The organism is Pseudomonas sp. Marseille-P9899, from assembly GCF_903166565.1.
Taxonomy (GTDB): Bacteria; Pseudomonadota; Gammaproteobacteria; order Pseudomonadales; family Pseudomonadaceae; genus Aquipseudomonas; species Aquipseudomonas huaxiensis.
The window spans coordinates 1,150,161-1,171,499 of the sequence record NZ_CAESCG010000001.1; the positions used below are offsets into that span (position 1 = coordinate 1,150,161).

Here is a 21,339-nt window from a genome sequence, read left to right on the forward strand (position 1 = left end):
CCTTTTTTGGCTCAGTTCGAATAAGGCGAACGGTAAGGGTTGACGGGCAGCGGCATGGCGCCGCCACCGTCATCAAACAGGTAGCGCAGGTACAGGCCACCGGTGAATTGTCGATAATCGCGGGCGTTGTCCATGCCCAGAGCGCCGCCGAAGAAGAAGCCGCCACCAAGTCGGTATTCGCCGCTGGCACCCAGCGAGTAACCGACGCCGCTCTTGTTCTGGTCCACGTAGTGGGTATTGACCGCCGCCCCGCCGAGGGTATTGCCGTTGCTCGCCAGTTGCTCCAGTACGGCCTGGCTGCCGCGATTGCGGTAGTAGGGCGCACCGTCCAGCTCGATGTGCTGGACGCCCAGCGAGCTCTGGATCTGGTAGCTCCAGTCGGCGCCCCGTTGTGCCCAGTTGAATGGCACGCCGAGGGAGAAGTAGTTCTGCGGGCTGAAGTAGCCGCCGTGACCGTAGGTGAAGAACGTCTGGTTGTTGTCGTAGTGCATGGCCGACAGGCTCAGGCCACCGGTCAGGCGCGCGTCTTCATTGTTGAACAGGTACCAGTAGATACCGCTGCCCAGTTCCGCACGGGCGTTGTTCTCGACGTTGTGGCCGAGCAGCTTGGCCCAACTGGCATAGGCGTAGGTGCCAAAGCGCTGATTGTCATAGCTGAGCTGGCCACGCAGGCCGTTGGCGGTGACGCCACCCCAGTCGACATTGGAGCGCTGGTCGCGGGCGCCTGCGAATGAGATCAGGCTGTCGGTCACAGAGCGGCGCGAGAGGTTGAGGTTGTAGCGCAAGTTGCCGCCGTCGGTGAACGGACGGTCCAGGCTGATGCCGCCGACAGCCTCGGTGTAGCGGAACCCCACCGGACTGCTGCCCAGGTCAGCCTTGAGCCCCAGCGACGGCATCTCGTAGGCGACGGCGACCCCCGCACCGGCATCTTTCTGCGTGCCAATGCTCTCGCCGATCAGGCTGTCGAGAGCAGCCGACTGCTGGTCGACGGGCAGGTCGAGAATGGCGTTGCCTTGTGCCTCGGTCAGGCCGCCAAAGCGCAGGTTGCCGCCACTCGGCTTGTGGATGGTCCCGGTATTCAACCAGACCGGCGTGACCCTCACGGCCATGCGGTCATCACCCACCGGGAAGCTGATTTCGAACGGTGTCTCGACGTCGGTGATCTTGCTCAGGGCCGACTCGCCGTTGTTGCCGCGAATGGTCGCGCCCTGCTTGATCTGCGGGCTGCGCGACTCGCGCACGCTGGTCAGCTCTTTCTCGATGGCGGCGCGCGGGTCGGGGTTTACCACTACTGTTTCGGCGTCGTCCAGCGCCCGTGCGCTGCGGCGCAGGCCCGGTTCGTCATCGCGGCTTGCGAGCAGCAGCGGTTCGTCGAAACGCTCGGTTTCCCGTGGCTCCTCGGCGTTACCGCGGCGCTTGTTCTGCATCCGCGCCGGTTCGGGAATGTCGTTCAGGGCCATCTCGCCCAGGCGAGAAGCCTTGCGCTGGCCGGGTTGACCGACGAAGGGGTTGGCGGCGATGGCCTGGCCGAACGGGTTTTCGATCACTTCTTCCTTCGGTGCCTGCAGGGCCAGGGCCTCGGCATACAGTTTCTGGGCCTTGGCCAGCTTGCCACGGCTGCGGTACCAGGCCGCAGCGGAGCTCAGCACCTGCGGGTTTTCCGGGGCCAGTTCCAGGCCGCGCTCGATGGCCCGTTCGGCCTCGGCGGTCTGCCCGTTCTGCTGGAAGGCGAGGGCTGCGCCCATCTGCACATCGGCGTTGTCCGCTTGCGCTGCCAGCAACGGCTGGTACAGGTCCACGGCTTTTTGCGGATTGCGGTTGTCGATGTACATGCGCGCCAGCGACGACACGGCCTGGGCGTCGTCCGGGCGCTGGGCCAGCGCCGGGGCGAGGGTGTCGTAGGCGGCCACCAGGTCGCCTTTTTCCCGCAGCAGGTCGGCCTGGCGCACGGTGTACTGGAACAGCAGGTCGTCGTAGGCGCGCTGTTCGGCAGGCTTGAGCGGTAGGCCGCGCACGTCGCGCAGGATCTCGTTGACCTCCATGTCCTTGCCGGACTGCAGCAGGGCGCTGGCGTAGGCAATGCGCAGGGCTGGCGTCGGCGTGCTGCTCTGGGCGATGGCGCTGCGCAGCATGGTCACGGCGCGGTCGGCCTGGCCGATATCGATGTAGGCATTGGCCAGTGCGGCGTACAGGTCGGGTTTGGACGGCAGGCGATTTTCCGCGCCTTGCAGCAAGCGAATGGCCTGGGAGCGTTTGCCCTGCTTGACCAGCGCCGAGGCCTGGGCGACCAGCACGCGCAGGTCGAGTTCCTCGGCGAGGCTGTTCATGGCCGCGCTGCGCTGGCTGACGGGAATGCGTTCGAGCAACTGGCGGGCCTTGCTCCACTGTTCTTCGCGACTGGCGAAGAGTGCGCCGGCGTAGAGGGCCTCGGACTTGTCCGGGTTGGCCTGGACCAGTTCGTCCATGAGCTGCCGCGCCTTGTTCGGCGCGTCGGTCTTGAGGTAGATCTCGGCCAGGTCCGAGCGGGTCCACGGGTTCTGCGGGTCGTTGCGCACCGCTTCTTCCAGAGACTTGCGTGCACCGTTCAGGTCACCACGGCGCTCGAAGTCCTTGGCCTGGCCGCTGGCGATGGCGGCGTTCAGCTTGCGCAGATTGCCCAGGCGCTGGCGCTGGACGTCGCTGAGGTTGTCGATCAGGCGCTGGGCCTCGCCGACCCGGCCGCTCTGGGCGAGCACACTGACCAGCCCGCCGAGGGCATCGGGGTGATTGGCATCCAGGCTCAGCGCGTGGCGGTAGGTGGTTTCGGCGCGTTCGAACTGGTCCTGGGACGCCTGCAGGTCGGCGAGGTTCAGGTGCGCCTGGATTTCCCGCGGGTTGGCCGCGATGGCCTTTTGCAGCAATTCGCGGGCTTTGTCCGGGCTGCCGGCATCACGGGCCTGTGCCGCTTCATCGAGCAAGACCCAGTAGCGGTTGGCTGCCAACGCGGTCTGCCAGCGGCTGGCGTTGCCTTGCTTGATGGCCTGGCGCAGCAGGGCATCGGCATCGCCCAGACGCCCTTGGCGCTGGCGGACCAAGCCCAGGCCGCCGAGGGCGTCGGCATCCCGGGGAGCCTCGCGCAGACGCGCCTGGAAGGATTGTTCGGCGGCGTTCAGGTCTTCGTCCTGCAGCGCCTTGAAACCGCGCTGCAGATGGGGATTCTGCTGATAGGTCGATTGCGCCTGGCGCAGGCCGGTGCGCATCTGTTCGCGGATTTCCTCGTCGTCCGGGTAGGCCTTCAGGTAGTCCTCGTACAGCGCGATGTCGGCCTTGCCGCCGCCGAGCCAGGACAGGCCCTGGCGCCAGGCTTCCACGGCCTGGCTGACAATGGCCGGGTCGTTGCGGTACGACGCCAGGCGCCGGATGCCCTCGGCGCGGGTGCTTTCGTTGCTCAGCAGCAGCTTGGCCAGGGTCAGCTTGATCCGGCCATTGTCGGGGTCTTGGCGTTGCAGGCGTTCCAGCCCCTGACGCGCTTCCTGCCAGCCGTTGGCGGTGTAGCCGAGGGTGCCGTAGAACTCCAGGGCCAGCTCGCCCTGCGGAGCACTGCCGTCGAACAGCCCGCGGTACCCCGCCACGGCCTTGTCGCCCTCACCGGACTCGACCTGTACCCGCGCCTGGTTCAGGCGCTCGGCGTTGTCGTCGCCGTGCAGCTTGATTTCCTGCTCCAGCAGCAGCGCCTGGCGTTCGCCGGGATGGGCTTTTTTCAATTGCTCCAGGTAGCGCTTGGCGCCGTCCGGGCGATTGGCGTCCAGTTCCAGCAGGCCGAGATTGTAGATGGCATCGGCCTGTTGCGGATCGATCAGCAGCAGCTTGCGCCAGGCTTCGGACGCCCGGGCCCGGTCCTTGCGCGCTTGCCAGTACTGACCCTGTTCGAGCAGCGCCTTGCCGTTCTCGTTGAGTTCGGCGTGGCCACTGTTGTGGATCAGGGCGGCGAGCAGGCCGACGGCTATGGTTTGGCGGCGCGAGCGCATGAAGTCTCCCAGAGAGGTTGCAGCTTCCCGTCGGCGAGGAAGCGGTAGTGCTGGTCCATGTAGCCGAGGGCGAACAGGCTGAGCACCACGTCGTAATAAGGGGGTTGTCGGGCCTGGACCGCTTCCGGGGTCAGGCTCTTGGCCAGCAGCGTATCGACGCGCGCGCGCTGCTGTTGCTCCAGCCAGGGTTGCTGGCGGGCCTTGAAGTAGGGCAGCAGGGCGGCGGAGAAACCGAAGGGCCCGTCGCCGCTGGTGGTGTTGCTCTTGACCTGGACTTTTTCCGGCGGCGTGCCTTGGGTCGCGACGGTCTGGGCCATGCCGCCGAGGCTGTCGAGCATCGGTTTGAACAGCGGGTCGCTGTTGGGGGTCAGGCCCGCCCACAGGTAGACACGGATGGCGTCGTAGCTGCCGACTTCGCCCTTGACCGGGTCGATGACGAACAGGCCGTTGCCTGGGCCGGTGCCGCGGTAGCCAACCCAGTCGGCGACGAAGCCGTGCTGGCCGGCGCCTTTCATCAGCGTGGCGGTGCTGCGGGCGATGTCATTCCACGGACCCTGCGGATCGACCCCGGCCATGCGGCGCAGCACCGGCACCGGCAGGTAGCTGGGGTTGAGGTGCCAGAAGTGGTCGGGTTTGGCGAAGCCTTGCGGGCCGGGCAGCATGATCTTGCCGAGGCCTGGCAGGTCGGCCACTTCCTTGGTCTTGATGTTGTTCAGCAGCAGCGCGGCTTCCTTGCTGTAGCTGTCGTCCTGCCACAGCCGCGCCGCTTCGGTCAGGGCGTAGGCGAACCACAGGTCGGCGTCGGAGGCCGAGTTGGTGTCCAGCAGGCGCCACTGGCCCTTTTCATCTTTGCCCCACCACCAGCCGGGCAGGTTGTTGCCGATGTCGCTGCCGGCAAGGTTGTTCTTGGCCCAGGCCCAGAGCTTGTCGAAGGCGGCGCGATCGTTGGCCACCAGGGCGAAGAACATGCCGTAGGACTGGCCCTCCGAAGAACTGTGCAACTGCGGCGTGCTGGCATCCAGCACCCGGCCGTCAGGCTGGATGAAGTGCTGGGTGAAGCTGTGCCACAGCGGCCACTCGGAGACGGCGCACTGGCTCGCGGCCTGGCTCGCGCCGGGCAGCAGCCAGGCGCTCAGGGCCGCAGCCAGCAGGGGTTTCAGCGGCGCGCGCCGTTTGGCGGAGTTGACAATGTTCATGGATTACTCGTCCTTGAGCCGGCGTCGGGCGATCGCCCGCAGCGAAAAGTAGGCTGCGCAACTGACCAGGGCCACGCCCAGCACGGTCAGTCCCAGCAGCATGAAGACGTGCCGCGATAACACCCACTGGACGTATTTGAACGGGCCGAGATGGCCGACGTAGTAGGACTCGTCGGCCACCAGCGACTGGATGTGCTTGCCCTTGATCACCGCGAGGCTGCCTTGCAGCGACTGGGTGTAATGTTCGCCGCCGATCAGCGCGTCGGTGATTTCCGCCAGGCGCTGGGTCTGCGGGCTGGACAGCAGGACCACGCTGCGACCGCGCTGGAGCGGTGATTCGAAACCGCTGACGTACGAGCTGCCGCTTTCGCCGCTGAAGGTCAGTGCGCCACGGGCCTTGCGCTGGTTGGCGACCGGGTCCGGGCTGATCCATTCGCGCAGGCGCAGCGGCAGGTCGGAGAACTCCACATAGCGCTTGGCATCTTCGCTGCGGCTCGGCAGGTAGTCGGCCCATTCCTTGAGCAGCGGCTGGTTGTTGCCGGACGACAGCACCAGCAGGTCCTTGTCGGCAAACTGCGCGACCTCGTCGGCCTGGCTCACGCTGACGGCAATGGCCGGGTAGCCGGTGGCGTCGCCGAAGCGACCGAGCACGGTCAGGTAGGCGTCCCAGTCGGCCGGGCCGGCGTTGTCCGGGAGGATCACCGCGGTCTGCGACAGGTCGGCCAGGCGGGTGAAGGGGAAGCCACTGTCCTTGAACACGCCGAGGTTGGGCATGGCCATGAAGTGGTCATAGTCGCTCAGGTCGACCGTGGATTCCGGGTCGATCGCACCGCGCATGTTGTCGATGATGATGTCGTTGCATTCGCCCTGCTTGATGTAGTCGTACATGAAGCGGAACTGCAGGCGCGATTGCAGCGCCACCGAGTCCAGCGGCAGCAACACGCTGGCTTCGCGGACCAGGCTGTCGTCGGTCTTCAGCGCCGCCAGCAGCTTCTCGCCGGCGCCCATGCTCTGGATCGACGGCAGGTTCATAGAGCGGATGAACTGGTCGTTGAACGCCACCATCAGCGACGAGTTGGTCGAGGCCTGCTGTGGCGTGTAGCGGTACTTGAGGTTCAGTCGGGCGCCGTCTTCACGCCAGTTGAACAGGTCCGGCGGCAGGCGCATCGGCACGGTGATCATCGCCGGGGCGTAGCCGGAAACGTTGAGCTGGCGCGGTTCCAGCAGTTCGCCAAGGCGCACCGGGCGATCGGTTGGCAACCAGTTCGGTGCGTCGTAAGGCTGGCGTGGCACCAGGATATCGACGGCGTCGATCTGCACGCTTTGCCCGGACAGGCTGCGGCTGCCCACCACCAACGCAGTGGCGGCGCGCTTGATCTCGTCGCTGTCGCGACCGGCGATCACCAGCAATTTGCCGTACAGGTCGTTGGGGTTGCTCACCAGAGACAGGGTCGGGCCTTGCACGGCCGGGAGGTCGAGGCCGTCGAGGTGGCTGGCCTCGGTGCTGTTGACCAGCACGATGCCGTTACCCTTGGCCGGCAGGCTCTGAACCTGACTGGAGAAGCGCGCACCGCGGTAACTGGCCAGCGCCCCCATCCATGACGACACCGCACCCGCAGCTTCGAGGGTGGTGTTGTCCGGTGCCGCGGCGAACACGAACGGCATGGCCAGGGCGCGGCGGTCGCGACGGTCGAACAGCGGCAAGGGCAGGCCGGCGAGGTCGTTGGGCAACTCGACCTGCGACACCTGAATGCTCAACTGGCTGTCGCTGCTGACCTTGGCCCACAGGCTCGAATGCAGCGGGTCTTCGCACTGCATGGTGTAGTGGCCGATCAACTGCACGCTGAGGCGGTTGAATTCGGTGATCAGGTACGGCGGGATTTCGATGGTGTGCTTCTGCACCGTGCCGGCGTTTTCCTTGGGCAGTGGCAGGCTGGCGGCGACCTCGTCGTTGACCATGATGTTGATTTGCGACAGGTCGCTGAGCAGCGCCGGCGAATAGGTGTACTGCAGCGTCAGTTGGGCACCGGTCACCACTTCGTCGGCGCGCATGTCGAAGTTGATCGTGTCGCTCGACTCGATGCCGCGCAGGCTCATGGTGTAATCCTTGCCCAGCTCCTTGAAGCTGAGGCGGTAGCCCGGCGCATCGCTGGCGGGCAGGGCGGCCGGCTCCGGGCTGGCGGGCACCTGCGCGGTGTCTTCGGCGACGGCCGCCTGCCCAAGGCTGCCCAACAGCAGCGCGCAGGCCAGCAGAGTGCGCGGACGGCGCAGCGGATTCACTTTTTCGCCGGTGAGAGCCGTGACAGTCATTGTGTTTCCAGTGCGGGTTCGAGGTTCGGGGTGTCGGTCTTGCGGAAGTAGCGGCGGTGGCGCAGCGCGGCCAGGGTGGCCTTGGCCAGGTCGGCCATGCCGCGCAGGCCAACCTTGCTGACGTCGCGCAACGCACCCAGCGGGGTGTCCACGTTGGCGCTGCCCCAGGTCGAGGCCCAGGTGTCGGCGCGGGAGAACGTCAGGCGGACCATGTCGCTCTGCTGGCGCAGGGTCAGCTCGCGAAAACGCATGCCGGCCATGTTGCCGCGGGCGAACATCACCCGGGCCGGCAGCACGCAGGCCTGGCCCTGGCGGTGCAGGGTGACATTGAGTTCCAGGTCTTTGTGCAGGCTCACGTCCGGCGGCAGCTTCACGCCCACGCCGCTCTGCGAGAAGTCGAGGGTGTGGCAGTCGATCTCGCGGCCGTCCGGCAGGCTCAGGCGCACCGGCAGTTCGGCATGAACCCGGGGCTCGGTGCGCACCTGGCGGCTTTCACTGGCCACCGCCACGGCGGCGCTGGTCATGATGACGTTGTAGAGCGTCCAGCCAAGGTTGATGACGATGGTGATCGCCGCGTTGGGGTCGCCGATGAACAACTGCACGACGCCGCAGACGATACCGATCAGGTTCAGCGCCAGCAGCACGATGTAGGGCCGGGCCAGCTTCCAGTCGAAGTAGTCCTTCTCGATGATCCCGCCCTTGTCGGTAACGTTGAAGCCACCGATCTTCGGGTTGATCAGCGCCACCAGCACCGGGCGCATGATGTACCAGGCCAGTACCGACTCGTACACCTCGTTCCAGAACGAGTGGCGGAAACGCCCCTGGATCCGCGAGTTGGTCAGGCTGGCGTGGAAAATATGCGGCAGCACGTAGGCGGTGATCATCATGGCCGAGGCGTGGAAGATCTGGGCGCCGAAGATCAGGTAGGCCAGCGGCGCCGTGAGGAACACCAGACGCGGCAGGCCGTAGAAGAAGTGCAGCATGGCGTTGACGTAGCAGACCCGCTGGCCGAAGTTCAGGCCTTTGCCGAAGAACGGGTTATCGGTGCGGAAAATCTGCGCCATGCCCCGCGCCCAGCGGATCCGCTGGTTGATATGCCGCGACAGGCTTTCGGTGGCCAGGCCCGCCGCCTGGGGAATGGCGAGGTAAGCGGTGTTGTAGCCCTTGCGGTTGAGCTTGAGGGCGGTGTGGGCGTCTTCGGTCACGGTTTCCACCGCCACGCCGCCGACTTCCAGCAGGTGGGTACGGCGGATCACCGCGCAGGAGCCGCAGAAGAAGGTGGCATTCCACAGGTCGTTGCCGTCCTGCACCAGGCCGTAGAACAACTCGCCTTCGTTGGGTACCGAACGGAAGGTGTCGAGGTTCTTCTCGAACGGGTCGGGGGAGAAGAAAAAGTGTGGCGTCTGCAGCAGCGACAGCTTCGGGTCCTTGAGGAACCAGCCCATGGTCACTTGCAGGAAAGAGCGGGTCGGCACGTGGTCGGCGTCGAAGATCGCGATGAACTCGCCGTCGGTGACCTTCAGCGCCTCGTTGAGGTTGCCGGCCTTGGCGTGACGGTTGTTGTCACGAATGATGTAGTTGACCCCGATCTGCCGGGAGAACTCGCGAAACTCCTCGCGGCGGCCGTCGTCGAGCACATGGATGCGCAGTTTGTCCCGCGGCCAGTCCATCGCCTGGGCGGCCAGCACGGTGAGTTTGACGATGCTCAGTTCTTCGTTGTACGTCGGCACGAACACGTCCACCACCGGCCATTCTTCCGGCGGCGTGGTGAGGATCATCGGCTTGCGTTTGAGCGGCCAGGCGGTCTGCATGTAGCCGAAGGCGAGGATGATCAGCGCGTAGGTCTCGGCGGCCACCAGGCCGTAGCCGAAGAACATGTCCAGCCAGTTGTCGAACCCGAGGGTGTCGGCCAGCCGCCAATAGACGTAACGCAACGTGGCAATCAGCGACAGCGTGATCATCGCCATCACGGCCATGCGCCCGGGCACTTTGCGCAGGATCAGCAGCAGCGCCAGGCACAGGCCGGCGAAGGCGAACTGCCGTTCGAGGTCGAGTGGCGCGGTGATCACGGCCACCAGCAGAAACAACCCCAGCACGGCCGCGCCGATCTTCAGACCGAGCTTGAGGCTGTGCGGCAGCTGTTCGAGGCGGGCAAACCAGGCTATCGCCCGCGCCCTCCTGGACGTCGGCAAGACCGGCGTCGGGGTGAGTTGGGCGGTCATGAGGCGCTGGTTTCTTCGCGGTACTGCTCGATTCGTTGAGCCAGATCATGGGCAACCGCGCGCAGCACCTGGCAGGCCGGACTGTCGAGCGGTTGTTGCAGGGGGTCGTACTCGTAGGCCAGGGCCTCGTCGAGCTGGTGGTCTAGCGGCAGGGCGGCCAGCCAGCGATCACCGAGCTGCTGGCGCAGCACTTCGGTCATGTCCAGGCTCAGCGGGCTCTGGGCATCCACCTGGTTGACAAGGAAACCACAGGTGCCGGGGCGCAGCGGCGCGAGCCAGGCTTGCAGCTTGTCCAGTACCAGATAGGACGCGGCGTCGGCCAGCGTCAGGGCAATCACCTGATTGGCAACCCCAAGGACCTGGTGCAACCACGGCGTGGCGCCGGTTGCCGTGTCGATGACCAGCAGGTCTTCGGCGCCCAGTTCGAGGGTCGCCAGTTGCTGCATCAACCAGGCGGGATTGGCCGCCAGTTGCGCTTCGAAGGCGCGCACATCGGCGGCGTTGCTCGGGCCGAAGGGCAGGCATTCGATGCCGTTTTCAGTCAGCGTGCGGATGCCATCCCAACCGGCGTCCTGCAGGCGCGCCTGATTGATACCGGGCGTGGAGCGGGGCAGGCCGAAGTGGCTGAGCAGGGAATTCTGTGGGTCCAGGTCGAGCACCAAGGTGCGACCGGTGGTGCGCTTGAGCAGCTTGCTCAGGGACGCCGCAACAGTGGTTTTACCGGCGCCGCCTTTCGCGGACATCACAACGATGACATGGGCCTTGGGCCGCTGCGGCGGCTGGGCGCGCAGGGCATCGTCAAGGGCGTGGCGGTTGTTTTCCTCGGCGGCGGCGCGGCGGTCGCGGGCAACGAGGGCCAGGCGCTCACGCAGGGAAGTGCCGGGAGGGATAACGCCGCTGCTGTCTGCCGGGGGTACCGTGAGTACAGGCTCCGGCAGTGGCGGTGCGACGGGCATGCGTCTGGTTTCGACCAGGCTCATCGCCACCGGCTTGGCCGGTGTGGGCGCTGTCGGGACAGAGACGGCAGCGACCGGCAGCGGTTCGAGGAACTCGAATTCGGTATTGATTTCTTTGTAGCTGTCGGCACTCGCTCCAAAGCGGTGGAACAGGTTTCCAATATCGTCTGCTTGACTCATATATGTACTTCCAGCCTACGGCTATCTGGACTACAGAAGGGCAGGTTCGAATCTTCCAAGTGGGTAAGGGTGTGATATCAAAATGGCTGTGTCAATAATTTGTTTATTTGCTGTATGTCGCCTCAAGTGCGGGCGTGACAGAAAAATAATCGCCATATTTTTGACCTGCGCAACGATAGCTCTAGATCGGCCTTTCAATTCTTTCATCGGCCCGAAATCCTCAAAGTTGAATATTTTTAGAGATTGGGCCGGCAGCTCTGTCTCAGGAGAACCCTGAGTCGCGTACGAAAAAGCTTACAGATGATATCAATAATTCCTACAGTTTGCGCAAAGCGCAACCGGTCGGTGGTCGGCTGGGAAGGAGATTGGGGATGATTTTCGGGACCGCGGCGCGGTCCCGAAAGGGTCAACGATGCTTCAAGGCAGGCAACTTCGATGCCAGCCCTGGCCTCAGTGAGGCGCGCGGGGAATGGTCTTGAGCAGGTCTTCGGCGCTGATGTGGCCGACGATAGCGCTGCCGGGCTGCGGCAGGTCGAGGATATGGCCCTTCATCTTGCCCACCACATGCATTTCGCAGGGTTTGCAGTCGAATTTCAGGGTCAGCACTTCATCACCGTGCACCAGTTGCATTGGCGCCACCTTGGTGCGCACGCCGGTCACACCCTTCGCCTGTTTGGGGCAGAGGTTGAAGGAGAAACGCAGGCAGTGTTTGGTGATCATTACCGGCACTTCACCCGTTTCCTCGTGCGCCTCGTACGCCGCGTCGATCAGCGCGACCCCATGACGGTGGTAGAAGTCACGGGCCTTCTGGTTGTAGACGTTAGCCAGGAACGACAGGTGCGACTCGGGATACACCGGCGGCGGCGCGGTCTCGGCCTTGCGGCCACCGCGTGGGTGGGCGGCGACACGGGCATTGGTCAGCGACTCGATGACCTCGCGGCGCAGGGCCTTGAGCTGCGAGTTGGGGATGAAGAACGCCTGTGGCGCGTCCAGCTCGATGGAGTCGGCGTGGTACTGGGTGGTGCCCAACTGGCCGAGCAGGTCGTGCAGTTGGTCCAGTGCCTGTTGCGGCTTGTTGGCTTCGCCGAACGGACCGTCCAGGTTGGCACTGGCAGCAACGCCTTCTTCACTGATGGCGGTCAGTTGCAGACGGTCTTCGCGCAGACGCGCGACCCACGACAGACCGATACGGCGCTCGGCCGAGGTCTTCTGCAAGGCCTGTTGCCAGTTGTGGTCGAGGTTGCGACTCAGCGGGTGGTTCGGCCGCAGCTTGAACAGGCCCTCCGGCATTTCATTCGGCTCGACGCGGTAGCGATAGCGCTTCTCGCCGTCTTCCTCGAACTCGCCCTTGAGCTCGGCGATGTTGGCGCGGAAACCCACCACTTCACGCTTGACCAGAACATTGAGGCCGTCGCCGTTGGACAGCGGGTCATGGGTGACGACCTGCATGTCACGCTTGCCGACCTTGTCCACCGTACCCACCAGCAGGCCGGTGAAAGTCGGCGAGTCGAAGGCGCCGATGTCGATCTTGCGCTCGCTGACGAAATAGTCGGTGCTGCCGCGGTGGAAGGTCTTGTCCGGGTCCGGGACGAAGAAATGCGCGGTGCGGCCGCTGGAGGCGCGGGCGAGGTCCGGGCGGTCTTCGAGGATGTCATCCAGGCGCTGGCGGTACCAGGCCGTGATGTTCTTCACATAGCCCATGTCCTTGTAGCGGCCCTCGATCTTGAACGAGCGCACACCAGCGTCCACCAGGTCGCGCAGGTTGGCGCTCTGGTTGTTGTCTTTCATCGACAACAGGTGTTTTTCGTAGGCGATCACGCCGCCTTTTTCATCCTTGAGGGTGTACGGCAGGCGACACGCCTGGGAACAGTCGCCGCGGTTGGCGCTGCGTCCGGTCTGGGCGTGGGAAATGTTGCACTGGCCGGAGAAGGCCACGCACAGCGCGCCGTGGATGAAGAACTCGATCGCCGCGTCGGTTTCGTCGGCGATGGCGCGGATTTCCTGCAGGTTCAGCTCGCGGGCCAGCACCAGTTGCGAGAAGCCCGCCTGGTCGAGGAACTTCGCGCGGCCGAGGGTGCGGATGTCGGTCTGGGTACTGGCGTGCAGTTCGATGGGCGGAATATCCAGCTCCATCACGCCGAGGTCCTGGACGATCAACGCATCGACACCGGCATCGTAGAGCTGATGGATCAGCTTGCGTGCAGGTTCCAACTCGTTGTCGTGGAGGATGGTGTTGATGGTGGTGAAGATCCGCGCATGGTAGCGCCGGGCGAATTCCACCAGTTCGGCGATTTCGCTGACCTCGTTGCAGGCGTTGTGCCGTGCGCCGAAGCTCGGGCCGCCGATGTACACGGCATCGGCGCCATGCAGGATGGCCTCGCGGGCGATGGCGACATCGCGGGCAGGGCTGAGCAATTCCAGGTGATGTTTGGGCAAGGACATGATGTTTTTCTAGGCTTCAACACGGTCAAGGCGCGCATTGTAGCGGCGAAATGCCTGACCGGCACCCGAATGCTGCCCGGTGGCTTTTGCGGGGCAGTGACAACCGCGTTGGCGGGTCCGGCCTCATCGCTGCGATGAGGCCATTTGCCCGGGCAATCAGCCCTTGGCCGCCATCGCCGTGACTTCCACCCGCATGCCTTCCACCGCCAGCTCGGACACGCCCACCGCTGCGCGTACCGGCCATGGCTTGCTGAAGAACCGCTGATAGACCTCGTTGAACGCCGGGCGGTCGGCCATGTCGGTCAGGTAGATGGTCAGGTGCAGTACGCGGTCCATGCCGCTGCCGGCTTTTTCCAGGGCCACTTTCAGCGCCTGCAGGGTGCATTCGCTCTGGGTGGTGATGTCGCCCAGTTCCAGGCTGCCGTCGGCGCGGGTCGGGATCTGGGTGGACACCAGAATGCCGCCGAAACCGGCCACGTCGGAGGAAATGGAGTCCGCATCCGGGTCGGGGATGTAGGTGATGTCTTGATTGGCCATGGGGATCTCTTGCGATGACTGAGTAAAACAGGCCGCACAGTGTAAGCCGCGAGCCGGCTTGCGGCGAATTCGTTTGAACCCTCGGCGCCGGGGACCAGTCCCAACCAGGACCTTTCATGCAAAACAAGGAGAAGTGCAATGAAACCTATCACCTCGATGTTCGCTGGCCTGGCCCTGGTGGGTGCGCTCGCGGCCCCGGCCTGGGCGGACCAGCCGGGTGCCGACTGGAAAGTCACCCAGGAACAGGCCTCCGCGACCCTCAAGGCCGCCGGCTACACGCAGATCACCAAGATCGAGGCCGACGATGGCCACTGGGAAGGCGAGGGCACCAAGGCCGACGGCATGAAGTATGAATTCAAGGTCGATCCGCACACCGGCAAGATCGTGAAGGATGAAATGGATCACTGACCCCGCCGCTGTATCCGGGGCCGCCAGGCGGCCCCGAAACCTCAAGCGGCCCGCAACGCTTCGGCAATCGACTGATTGAACGCCTGCGCGAGGTAATGAGGGCCCAGCCATTGGCCGTGCAGTGCTTCACCTCGGCAACCACCTACATCGCGGGCACCAACCCATGAAAGCGCTGAAGATTGCCACCTTCAACATCAACGGCATCCGCGCCCGCCTGCCCAACCTGCTGGCCTGGCTGGAGCGCGAACAGCCGGACATCGCCTGCCTGCAGGAATTGAAAGCGCAGGACTTTCCCAGCGAGCAACTTGCCGACGCCGGCTACGGCAGCCTCTATCACGGTCAGGCGGCCTGGAATGGCGTGGCGATCCTGGCTCGCGATGCCGAACCGCTGGAAATCCGCCGCGGCCTACCCGGTATGGAAGACGACGGCCAGAGCCGCTACCTGGAGGCCGCGGCCCACGGTGTGGTGGTGGCGTGCCTGTACCTGCCCAATGGCAATCCGCGTCCTGGCCCCAAGTTCGACTACAAACTGGCCTGGTTCGAACGCCTGATCGAACACGCCCAGGTGCTGCTGGACAGCGACCACCCGGTGGTACTGGCCGGCGACTACAACGTGGTGCCCACGGATTTCGACATCTATAACCCGCGCTCCTGGCTCAAGGATGCACTGCTGCAACCGGAAAGCCGCGCCTGCTACCAACGCCTGCTCGACCAGGGCTGGACCGACGCGCTGCGCCACCTGTATCCGGACCAGCGCCTGTACACCTTCTGGGACTATTTCCGCGAGCACTGGCCAAAAAACTCCGGCCTGCGCATCGACCACCAGCTGCTCAACCCGGCCTTGGCCCCATACCTGAAAAACGGCGGCGTCGATGCCTGGGTGCGCAATGAAACCAAGGCCAGCGACCACGCTCCGGCCTGGATCGAACTGGGCCCGCGCAAGCGCAAGGCCCGAGAGGACTGACTGATGAACGACGCGCTTTTCGTCGATCTACAACACGTTGCCGAGACCATGCGGCAGTTGCACTTCCACGACGACGGGGCCACGCCCAACAGCCCGTTGCCGGTCATTCGCTATCAGCTGCGGTCCAAGCCCGGCAGCGACATGGCGGCGGCGTTCGAGGCGCTGTTCAACCGCAACCAGTGGACGCCGCTGTGGCGTGCCGGCATTTTCGACTATCACCACTACCATTCCACCGCCCATGAAGCGCTGGCCGTGGTTCGTGGCGAGGCGCGGGTGACCTTGGGCGGGCAGTCCGGGCAGACCCTGAGCATCGCCGTCGGCGATGTCCTGGTGCTGCCGGCCGGGACCGGCCACCGCTGTGTCGAAAGCAGCCGGGATTTCCTGGTGGTGGGGGCGTATCCGCGCGGACAGGAAGACTACGATATCCAGCGCCCCGGCAGCGCCAGCCATGCCGATTCGAAAGCACGAATCGCCCGGGTTGCGCTGCCGCTGGTCGACCCGGTAGCCGGGCGGGACGGTCCGCTCATGGTGGCCTGGAAAGCCTCAGGCAGCGCGCGCGGCGAGTAGTAGCGAGGCCGGCTTGCCGGTAAGCGGGTGTGGCGGTTCGATGATGGCGTCGAGGCGCAATCCGCTGGCGTGCAGCAGCGTCACCCAGCTTTCCAGCGTGCGGAAATACCAAGGCGCCGGATCGCGAAACGCCGCGTCAAAGCCCGCCCAGGAGCCCGCGCGCCAGCCGTCGACATAGGGCTCATCGCCACAGGCCACGTGGGGGTGCAACGTCTGGATCAGCAGATGGCCCGGACGCTCCAGCCACGCCGGCAGCGCCGCCAACAACCGCTGCAGTTCCTCGGCGCCGAACAGCGAGAAATTGCAGGCAATCAGATCGACCTGGCGTTGCGGCGTTTGCTGGCTGAACGCCGCGTAGTCGAGGCATTCGTAATCACCCTCGGGATCGCTGATCCGGGCGGCTTCGATCAGGCCCGCCGTGGCGTCCACCCCCCAGGTCGCAATGCCCCAGCCGCGCAACGCACGGCACAGCCAGCCCTCGCCACAGCCAAGATCAAGAACACGTCGTGGCCGCCGCGCATCGATGGCGCTCAACATCGCGTGGTCGGTGACCAGCCGGCGGCTTTCGATCCGCGCTTCACGCACGGCAGTGATCCAGGGTTCGGCGTTGGTTTGCCAACTGGAGAGGATCAGGGACTCGGGGTTGTGGTCAGGCATGGGCGGGCTCCCGTGGCGGGATGGCGTGGAGCACCGGCAGGTGCTCCGGGGCAGTGGATCAGGCGGGGACGCCGAGAATCACATGGGAAGCCTTGATCACCGCGGTGGCGCTGACGCCCTTGGCCAGGCCCAGCTCCTGCACGGCGTCGCGGGTGACGATGGAATAGACCCGGGTGCCGCCGGTCAACTCCAGCACCACTTCGGCATTGACCGCGCCATCGGTGACGCTGATGACCTTGCCTTCCAGGCAGTTGCGCGCCGACAGGCGAATGCCGTCGGCATCGGTCATCAACATCACCCAGGGCGCCTTGACCAGTGCGATGGCTTCGGCACCGGGCACCAGATTCAGGCTCTTGACGCTTTCCACGGTGACCACCGCCACCAGCGTCTCGCCGCCGCCCAGTTCGAGGATGACCTCGCTGTTGACGGCGCCGGGGCGTACCTCGCTGACCTTACCCTTGAATACGTTGCGTGCGCTGACTTTCATCGTCTCGCCCTCGATTGTGAGCATCGGCCTGGCCGTAAAGAGGGAGAGTGTAGCCGGGGTCGGTTCAGCTCAGAAGGTCTTCGTAAAACGCCCCGTACGGCTTGCTCGGGTGGGCGATCTGGATTTCCAGGATCCACAGCCCGCGGTTCGGCCGCTCGGCCAGATCGCCAAGGTCGCCGGCGCGGTAGATAGCGTGGGGGAAGTCGCTGACGCGATGGCCCTTGATATCGAGGTTGAGCGTCCAGCCCATGGCTTCGGCTTCCTGGCGGGCGAAGTCGTAGAGCTCGACGCCGCTGCAGTTCTCGCCGCGCCAGTGTGCTTCGACCCGCTGATACAGGGTCTTGGCTGCGGCGGCGCAGGCGATCATTTCCGGATCGTCGCCCACGGCGAAGGTGGCGCCGGCATCGCCTTCATGGCCTTTCCAGACGATGCCCATATCGATGAAGAAAATGTCGTTGTCGCCCAGCACCGGGTCGCCGTCCGAGCGCTGGTTGAAGGCTTTCAGGGTGTTGGCGCCGAAACGCACCAGCAGCGGGTGCCAGATGCGTTCCATGCCCAGCCCGGCAAGGATCTCCTTGCCGCGGGCGGTGGCTTCGGATTCGCTCATGCCGGGGCGAATGACTGCGGCGATAGCCTCCACGGCTTCCCAGGTGCGGGCCTGGGCGTACTGCATCAATTCCAGCGCGTAATTCGCGCCAGTGGCTTCCTTGGGGTACACGGCGGTGTTCATCGGTGGCTCTCTGTTCAAGGGCTCTTGGGTGTTTTCGCTGTATAGACTTCTATATGGCGATGGCTCTTGCAACATTTTGTTTGGTGAGCCTCAGTGCCCGTACACGCCGACCAGGCTCTGCGCCCCCAGTGCGTGCCCTTGCAATGCCTTGAGCAAACCGTCCCGGTCCAGACCGTCGGGCAGGGTGCCGGGTGCCAGGTCGGTGGCGATCAGGGTCAGGGCGTAATGATGAGGATTGTCGCCGGCGGGCGGGCAGGGGCCGCGATAAACAGTGGCGCCCTTGACGTTCTTGCCGACGGTGATGCCCTCGCTGACGCCTTCGGCCAGTTCGCCACGTTTGGCATCGATGTTGTAGGCCACCCAGTGGACGACGCCGAGGCCCTTGGCGCCATCCGGGTCGAACATCACCAGGGCCACCGAGCGGGTGCCTTCGGGCAGGTTCGACCAGCTCAACTGCGGCGAGCGCTCCTGGCCCTTGCCGCAGGCGGTATCAGGACCGACCTGGGCCAGGGCAATCCGGCCGCCATCGGTGAAGGAGGTGGAGGTTATGGACAGCGGCGCCGCATGTGCGGCGCCTGCGAAGGCCAGCAGGGCGAGGGCGGGGATCAGTGTTTTCACTGCGGTTCACCTTTGAATGAGCTTCGGGGAACCGCAGTGTAGACGCTTACTCGACGCCGGCGCGGGGCACCGGCGGCGAGCCGGCGTATTCGCCCATTTCCGGTACCGGCGGATGTTCCTGGGCGGCGTGGCGCAAATCGTCGGTCACCCGCAGTTCGGCGCCGGTCGGCGAGAAGGTCGCGGACGGCACGAACGGCGCGGGGTTGGCCGGCACCGGGCGCTTGCCGCGGCGCCACAGGAAGAAGCTCACCAGCGCCAGGTTGATCACCGCCATGGCCCAGAACAGACCGACCTCGCCGTAGCGGTTCATCACCGGCGAAATCGCCACCGGACTGATCGCCGACCCCAGCGAGTTGATCAGCAGCATGCCCTGGATCATCGGCACCAGCGCTTCGACCGGCGCACGGTCGGCGGCGTGGCTGACCGACACCGGGTAGACGGCGAACACGCCACCCCCGAGCAGGAACAGCATCACCGGCAGCAGCACCGAATCGGACGGCAGCAGCAGGATGACCACCGACAGCACGGTGCAGAGCATGCCGAGCACGATCAGCACATCCTGGCGGTCCTTGCGGTCCGACCAGCGTCCCACCGGGTACTGCAGCAGCATGGCGCCGAGAATCACCCAGGCCATCATGGTGCCGACTTCACCGACCGCCAGGCCGATGCGTTGCAGGTACAGCGGCAGCAAGGTGTAGACCGCGGCGATGGCGAGGCCGGAACCGAAGCAGCCGACCAGGCCGGTCGGGGTCACGCTGAGCAGTTGGCGCGGCTTGAGCGGTTCGACGTGCTCCAGCAGCGGCGACACCCGCGGCAGGATCACGATCGGCAGCACCGACAGCGCCGCCAGCATGCCGGCCATCATGAACGGCGCCTGGTCACCCCAGCCGGCAATTTCACCCAGCGCCGCCTGGCTGACCACGCCCGCGCCATAGAACGCGATCATGTACAGCGCCAGCAGACGCCCGCGGACCTTGGTGTCGCCGGCCATCAACAGCCAGCTTTCGATCACCAGGAACACGCCGACCGTGGCCCAGCCGTTGATCATCCGCAGCACCATCCAGCCCCAGGTGTCGACGAACAGGCCCTGGGCCAGAATGGTCACGGCGATCAGCGAGGCGAAGCTGCTGTAGGCGCGGATATGGCCGATGCGCAGGATCAGCCGGTCATTGAACACGGCGCCGAGGGTCAGGCCGATGAAATAGGCAGAGGAGACCACACCGATCATGGTGGCCGACTCGCCGGCTTCATCCAGGCGCAGGGTGGTCAGGGAAGACAGAAAGCCATTACCCAGGGCCATGATAAACAGCCCGAGCAGGGGTGCCAGCGCCATGGCCAGCAAACGCGGAGACATACGTACCTCAAGAGTTTCGATTAGCGGTCAGACCCTTGGTACGCGCGCGCACGTCAGCCGGACCCTTGCGGACCGGGGCTGCTCGTTGTTGGGATTGTCGCTGCTCGAAGTGACCAGGCGAAAAAGGGCGCGAGATTCTAATGGGTTTTGCCGGCTGGCTGACAGATGGGTGAGGGTGTGGCGGAGTGTCGCAGGGGCCTGGCAGAGACCTGCAAATCCCCGGGCAGGCAGATGCAAGAATCCTGTCCACCCAGATGAGTTAATCCCCCAGCGATCAAGATTCAGACGGATCGCACCTTGCGGTAATCCTTACGATAAAAATAAAGGGGATTGATGTGAACAGGTTTCGCCATGGCTCATTACTGGCCGCGGCCCTCAGCGCCATTTCTTCCGGCGCGTCGGCCTACGAGCTGTACTCCACTGCGGATTCCACACTGAAGTTGAATGTCCAGGGTGCCCTGGGCTTCTTCCACAGCGACGAAAGCTACAACCAGGGCGGACCGATCAATCCGGGTTCGGTGGCCTGGCAGGAAGCCTTCCTGCGTTATGGCCTGAGCGGTACCACGCGTTTCCCGGAGGCAGGCAATTCGTCGCTGTACGGCGAGTTCAATCTGGTCAGCAACGGCACCTGGGGCGAGGGCGATGCTGCGGGCTACACCGATGGCTCCGAGCGCCGCACCGACGTCGACCGTGCCTACGCCGGCTGGCGCTCGGGGGATCTGTTCCCGGCCTTGGGCAAGGACGGCGTGGATATTTCCGTCGGCAGCCAGAAAGTGAAGGTCGGTGACGGCTTCATCATCAATGGCGACGGTTTGAGTGTCGGCAACAACCTCGCTGGTGGCAGCGCCAATCGCGGCGGCGCCTATTACCTCACCGCGCGCAACGCGTTCGACAAGACCGCCTGGCTGCGCCTCGGCGGGCAGCAGGGCTGGCGCGGCGACCTGATCTGGCTGAAATCGGACAACGAAATCAAGGCCAAGCCTGAACTGGGCGTTGCCGTGCTCGAGCATGTCGCGCCTGAAGGCACGGTGGGCCTGACCTACGTCAAGGGCCTGGATGTCGAGGACAAGCTGGCGAATGCCTTCAGCGGCCAGCGCGACGGTCTGCAAATCACCAGCCTGCGAGCCCAGGGCAATGCCGGGGTCAAGGACCTGTTCCTGTCCTTCGAGTACGCCCACGAAGACAAACGCCTGGGCGACGAACACGCCTGGTATGCGGAAGCCGGCTGGACCTTCTCGGCCATGCCCTGGCAGCCGCGGGTCGGCTATCGCTACAGCCGCTATTCGGAAGATTACGACCCGTTGTTCAGCGGTTTCAGTCGCGGCTACGGCACCTGGTTCCAGGGCGAAGTGGCGGCCAACTACTCCGGGCCGTTCCAGCGCAATGCCGGCATCCACATGCTCAGCCTCGGCCTGACGCCGCACCCGGACGTGGCGATGGGCGTGCTGTATTTCGATTTCAACACCCTCGACCGCACACAAGGCGACCTGGATGCCAAGGAACTCGACCTCTATGTCGACTGGACCATTGGCAATTTCACCGTCAGCCCGCTGATCGGTCTGTACAAACCGAAGAAGAGCGCCGAGGAGGGCGGGTCGCAACTGGGCAGCGATGACCTCAATCTCTACAGCCAGTTGGTAATTTCCTTCGCCTTTTAATGACTTTTCCGGCCCGAGTGGCTTCCCACTTCCTAAAACCAATTAT

Annotated in this window: 16 protein-coding genes; 4 read left to right on the forward strand and 12 right to left on the reverse strand. The window is 64.8% G+C overall.

Translation table 11 applies throughout. The annotated features are described in order from the left end of the window. Positions 1 to 11: 11 nt before the first annotated feature. The 7 genes from HWV67_RS05195 to HWV67_RS05225 all read right to left on the reverse strand — a co-directional run bounded on the left by HWV67_RS05195 (position 12) and on the right by HWV67_RS05225 (position 13,850). The gene (locus tag HWV67_RS05195; protein ID WP_175650226.1) at positions 12 to 4,007 is read right to left on the reverse strand and encodes a cellulose synthase subunit BcsC-related outer membrane protein; all 3,996 of its coding nucleotides are present in this window, start codon (positions 4,005 to 4,007) and stop codon (positions 12 to 14) included. Further along, on the reverse strand, positions 3,983 to 5,203 hold the full coding sequence (bcsZ, locus tag HWV67_RS05200) for a cellulose synthase complex periplasmic endoglucanase BcsZ (RefSeq protein ID WP_175650227.1): 1,221 nt from the start codon (positions 5,201 to 5,203) through the stop codon (positions 3,983 to 3,985). The genes HWV67_RS05195 and bcsZ overlap by 25 nt, the downstream gene beginning before the upstream one ends. Positions 5,204 to 5,206: 3 nt before the next feature. Continuing rightward, a complete protein-coding gene (gene bcsB / locus HWV67_RS05205) occupies positions 5,207 to 7,513 on the reverse strand; it encodes a cellulose biosynthesis cyclic di-GMP-binding regulatory protein BcsB (RefSeq protein WP_175650228.1) in 2,307 nt (768 codons plus the stop codon). Beyond that, positions 7,510 to 9,735 (reverse strand): UDP-forming cellulose synthase catalytic subunit, encoded by a 2,226-nt coding sequence (gene bcsA / locus HWV67_RS05210; protein ID WP_175650229.1) that lies wholly within the window; start codon positions 9,733 to 9,735, stop codon positions 7,510 to 7,512. Before bcsA ends, bcsB begins: the two co-directional genes overlap by 4 nt. Further along, positions 9,732 to 10,871: a cellulose biosynthesis protein BcsQ gene (bcsQ, locus tag HWV67_RS05215; protein ID WP_175650230.1), complete on the reverse strand. Its 1,140-nt coding sequence runs from the start codon at positions 10,869 to 10,871 to the stop codon at positions 9,732 to 9,734. The genes bcsA and bcsQ overlap by 4 nt, the downstream gene beginning before the upstream one ends. A 450-nt stretch (positions 10,872 to 11,321) precedes the next feature. After that, positions 11,322 to 13,313, reverse strand: coding sequence for a peptidase U32 family protein (locus HWV67_RS05220; RefSeq protein ID WP_175650231.1), 1,992 nt, complete (start codon positions 13,311 to 13,313; stop codon positions 11,322 to 11,324). 156 nt (positions 13,314 to 13,469) lie between these two features. Further along, a complete protein-coding gene (locus HWV67_RS05225; protein ID WP_175650232.1) occupies positions 13,470 to 13,850 on the reverse strand; it encodes a RidA family protein in 381 nt (126 codons plus the stop codon). Positions 13,851 to 13,988: 138 nt separating this feature from the next. Between HWV67_RS05225 and HWV67_RS05230 the strand changes: the two genes are divergently transcribed. The 3 genes from HWV67_RS05230 to HWV67_RS05240 all read left to right on the forward strand — a co-directional run bounded on the left by HWV67_RS05230 (position 13,989) and on the right by HWV67_RS05240 (position 15,789). Beyond that, a complete protein-coding gene (locus HWV67_RS05230; protein ID WP_095153472.1) occupies positions 13,989 to 14,258 on the forward strand; it encodes a PepSY domain-containing protein in 270 nt (89 codons plus the stop codon). 163 nt (positions 14,259 to 14,421) lie between these two features. Next, a complete protein-coding gene (locus tag HWV67_RS05235; protein WP_175650233.1) occupies positions 14,422 to 15,222 on the forward strand; it encodes an exodeoxyribonuclease III in 801 nt (266 codons plus the stop codon). A 3-nt stretch (positions 15,223 to 15,225) separates the two neighbouring features. After that, positions 15,226 to 15,789 (forward strand): cupin domain-containing protein, encoded by a 564-nt coding sequence (locus tag HWV67_RS05240; RefSeq protein ID WP_175650234.1) that lies wholly within the window; start codon positions 15,226 to 15,228, stop codon positions 15,787 to 15,789. Here the strand turns inward: HWV67_RS05240 and HWV67_RS05245 are convergent. From HWV67_RS05245 to HWV67_RS05265, 5 genes are all read right to left on the reverse strand, one after another. Further along, positions 15,766 to 16,446 carry a class I SAM-dependent methyltransferase gene (locus tag HWV67_RS05245; RefSeq protein WP_175650235.1) on the reverse strand — a complete coding sequence of 227 codons (681 nt, stop codon included), beginning with the start codon at positions 16,444 to 16,446 and terminating at the stop codon, positions 15,766 to 15,768. The two genes, HWV67_RS05240 and HWV67_RS05245, sit on opposite strands and share 24 nt — an antisense overlap. Before the next feature lie 58 nt (positions 16,447 to 16,504). After that, positions 16,505 to 16,933 (reverse strand): TOBE domain-containing protein, encoded by a 429-nt coding sequence (locus HWV67_RS05250; RefSeq protein ID WP_095153466.1) that lies wholly within the window; start codon positions 16,931 to 16,933, stop codon positions 16,505 to 16,507. Between the two features lie 64 nt (positions 16,934 to 16,997). After that, positions 16,998 to 17,663 (reverse strand): M24 family metallopeptidase, encoded by a 666-nt coding sequence (locus HWV67_RS05255; RefSeq protein WP_175650236.1) that lies wholly within the window; start codon positions 17,661 to 17,663, stop codon positions 16,998 to 17,000. Positions 17,664 to 17,753: 90 nt separating this feature from the next. Next, positions 17,754 to 18,281 (reverse strand): YbhB/YbcL family Raf kinase inhibitor-like protein, encoded by a 528-nt coding sequence (locus HWV67_RS05260; RefSeq protein ID WP_175650237.1) that lies wholly within the window; start codon positions 18,279 to 18,281, stop codon positions 17,754 to 17,756. 46 nt (positions 18,282 to 18,327) lie between these two features. Continuing rightward, on the reverse strand, positions 18,328 to 19,635 hold the full coding sequence (locus tag HWV67_RS05265; RefSeq protein WP_095153463.1) for an MFS transporter: 1,308 nt from the start codon (positions 19,633 to 19,635) through the stop codon (positions 18,328 to 18,330). Between the two features lie 335 nt (positions 19,636 to 19,970). Here HWV67_RS05265 and HWV67_RS05270 point away from each other — a divergent pair, with 335 nt between their 5' ends. Continuing rightward, positions 19,971 to 21,293 (forward strand): alginate export family protein, encoded by a 1,323-nt coding sequence (locus HWV67_RS05270; protein WP_256680008.1) that lies wholly within the window; start codon positions 19,971 to 19,973, stop codon positions 21,291 to 21,293. Positions 21,294 to 21,339 lie beyond the last annotated feature (46 nt).

Coding starts and splice junctions, on each gene's coding strand:
- HWV67_RS05195 (WP_175650226.1), bottom strand. CDS start 4,007: ATGCGCTCGCGCCGCCAAACCATAGCCGTCGGCCTGCTCGCCGCCCTG.
- bcsZ (WP_175650227.1), bottom strand. CDS start 5,203: ATGAACATTGTCAACTCCGCCAAACGGCGCGCGCCGCTGAAACCCCTG.
- bcsB (WP_175650228.1), bottom strand. CDS start 7,513: ATGACTGTCACGGCTCTCACCGGCGAAAAAGTGAATCCGCTGCGCCGT.
- bcsA (WP_175650229.1), bottom strand. CDS start 9,735: ATGACCGCCCAACTCACCCCGACGCCGGTCTTGCCGACGTCCAGGAGG.
- bcsQ (WP_175650230.1), bottom strand. CDS start 10,871: ATGAGTCAAGCAGACGATATTGGAAACCTGTTCCACCGCTTTGGAGCG.
- HWV67_RS05220 (WP_175650231.1), bottom strand. CDS start 13,313: ATGTCCTTGCCCAAACATCACCTGGAATTGCTCAGCCCTGCCCGCGAT.
- HWV67_RS05225 (WP_175650232.1), bottom strand. CDS start 13,850: ATGGCCAATCAAGACATCACCTACATCCCCGACCCGGATGCGGACTCC.
- HWV67_RS05230 (WP_095153472.1), top strand. CDS start 13,989: ATGAAACCTATCACCTCGATGTTCGCTGGCCTGGCCCTGGTGGGTGCG.
- HWV67_RS05235 (WP_175650233.1), top strand. CDS start 14,422: ATGAAAGCGCTGAAGATTGCCACCTTCAACATCAACGGCATCCGCGCC.
- HWV67_RS05240 (WP_175650234.1), top strand. CDS start 15,226: ATGAACGACGCGCTTTTCGTCGATCTACAACACGTTGCCGAGACCATG.
- HWV67_RS05245 (WP_175650235.1), bottom strand. CDS start 16,446: ATGCCTGACCACAACCCCGAGTCCCTGATCCTCTCCAGTTGGCAAACC.
- HWV67_RS05250 (WP_095153466.1), bottom strand. CDS start 16,933: ATGAAAGTCAGCGCACGCAACGTATTCAAGGGTAAGGTCAGCGAGGTA.
- HWV67_RS05255 (WP_175650236.1), bottom strand. CDS start 17,663: ATGAACACCGCCGTGTACCCCAAGGAAGCCACTGGCGCGAATTACGCG.
- HWV67_RS05265 (WP_095153463.1), bottom strand. CDS start 19,635: ATGTCTCCGCGTTTGCTGGCCATGGCGCTGGCACCCCTGCTCGGGCTG.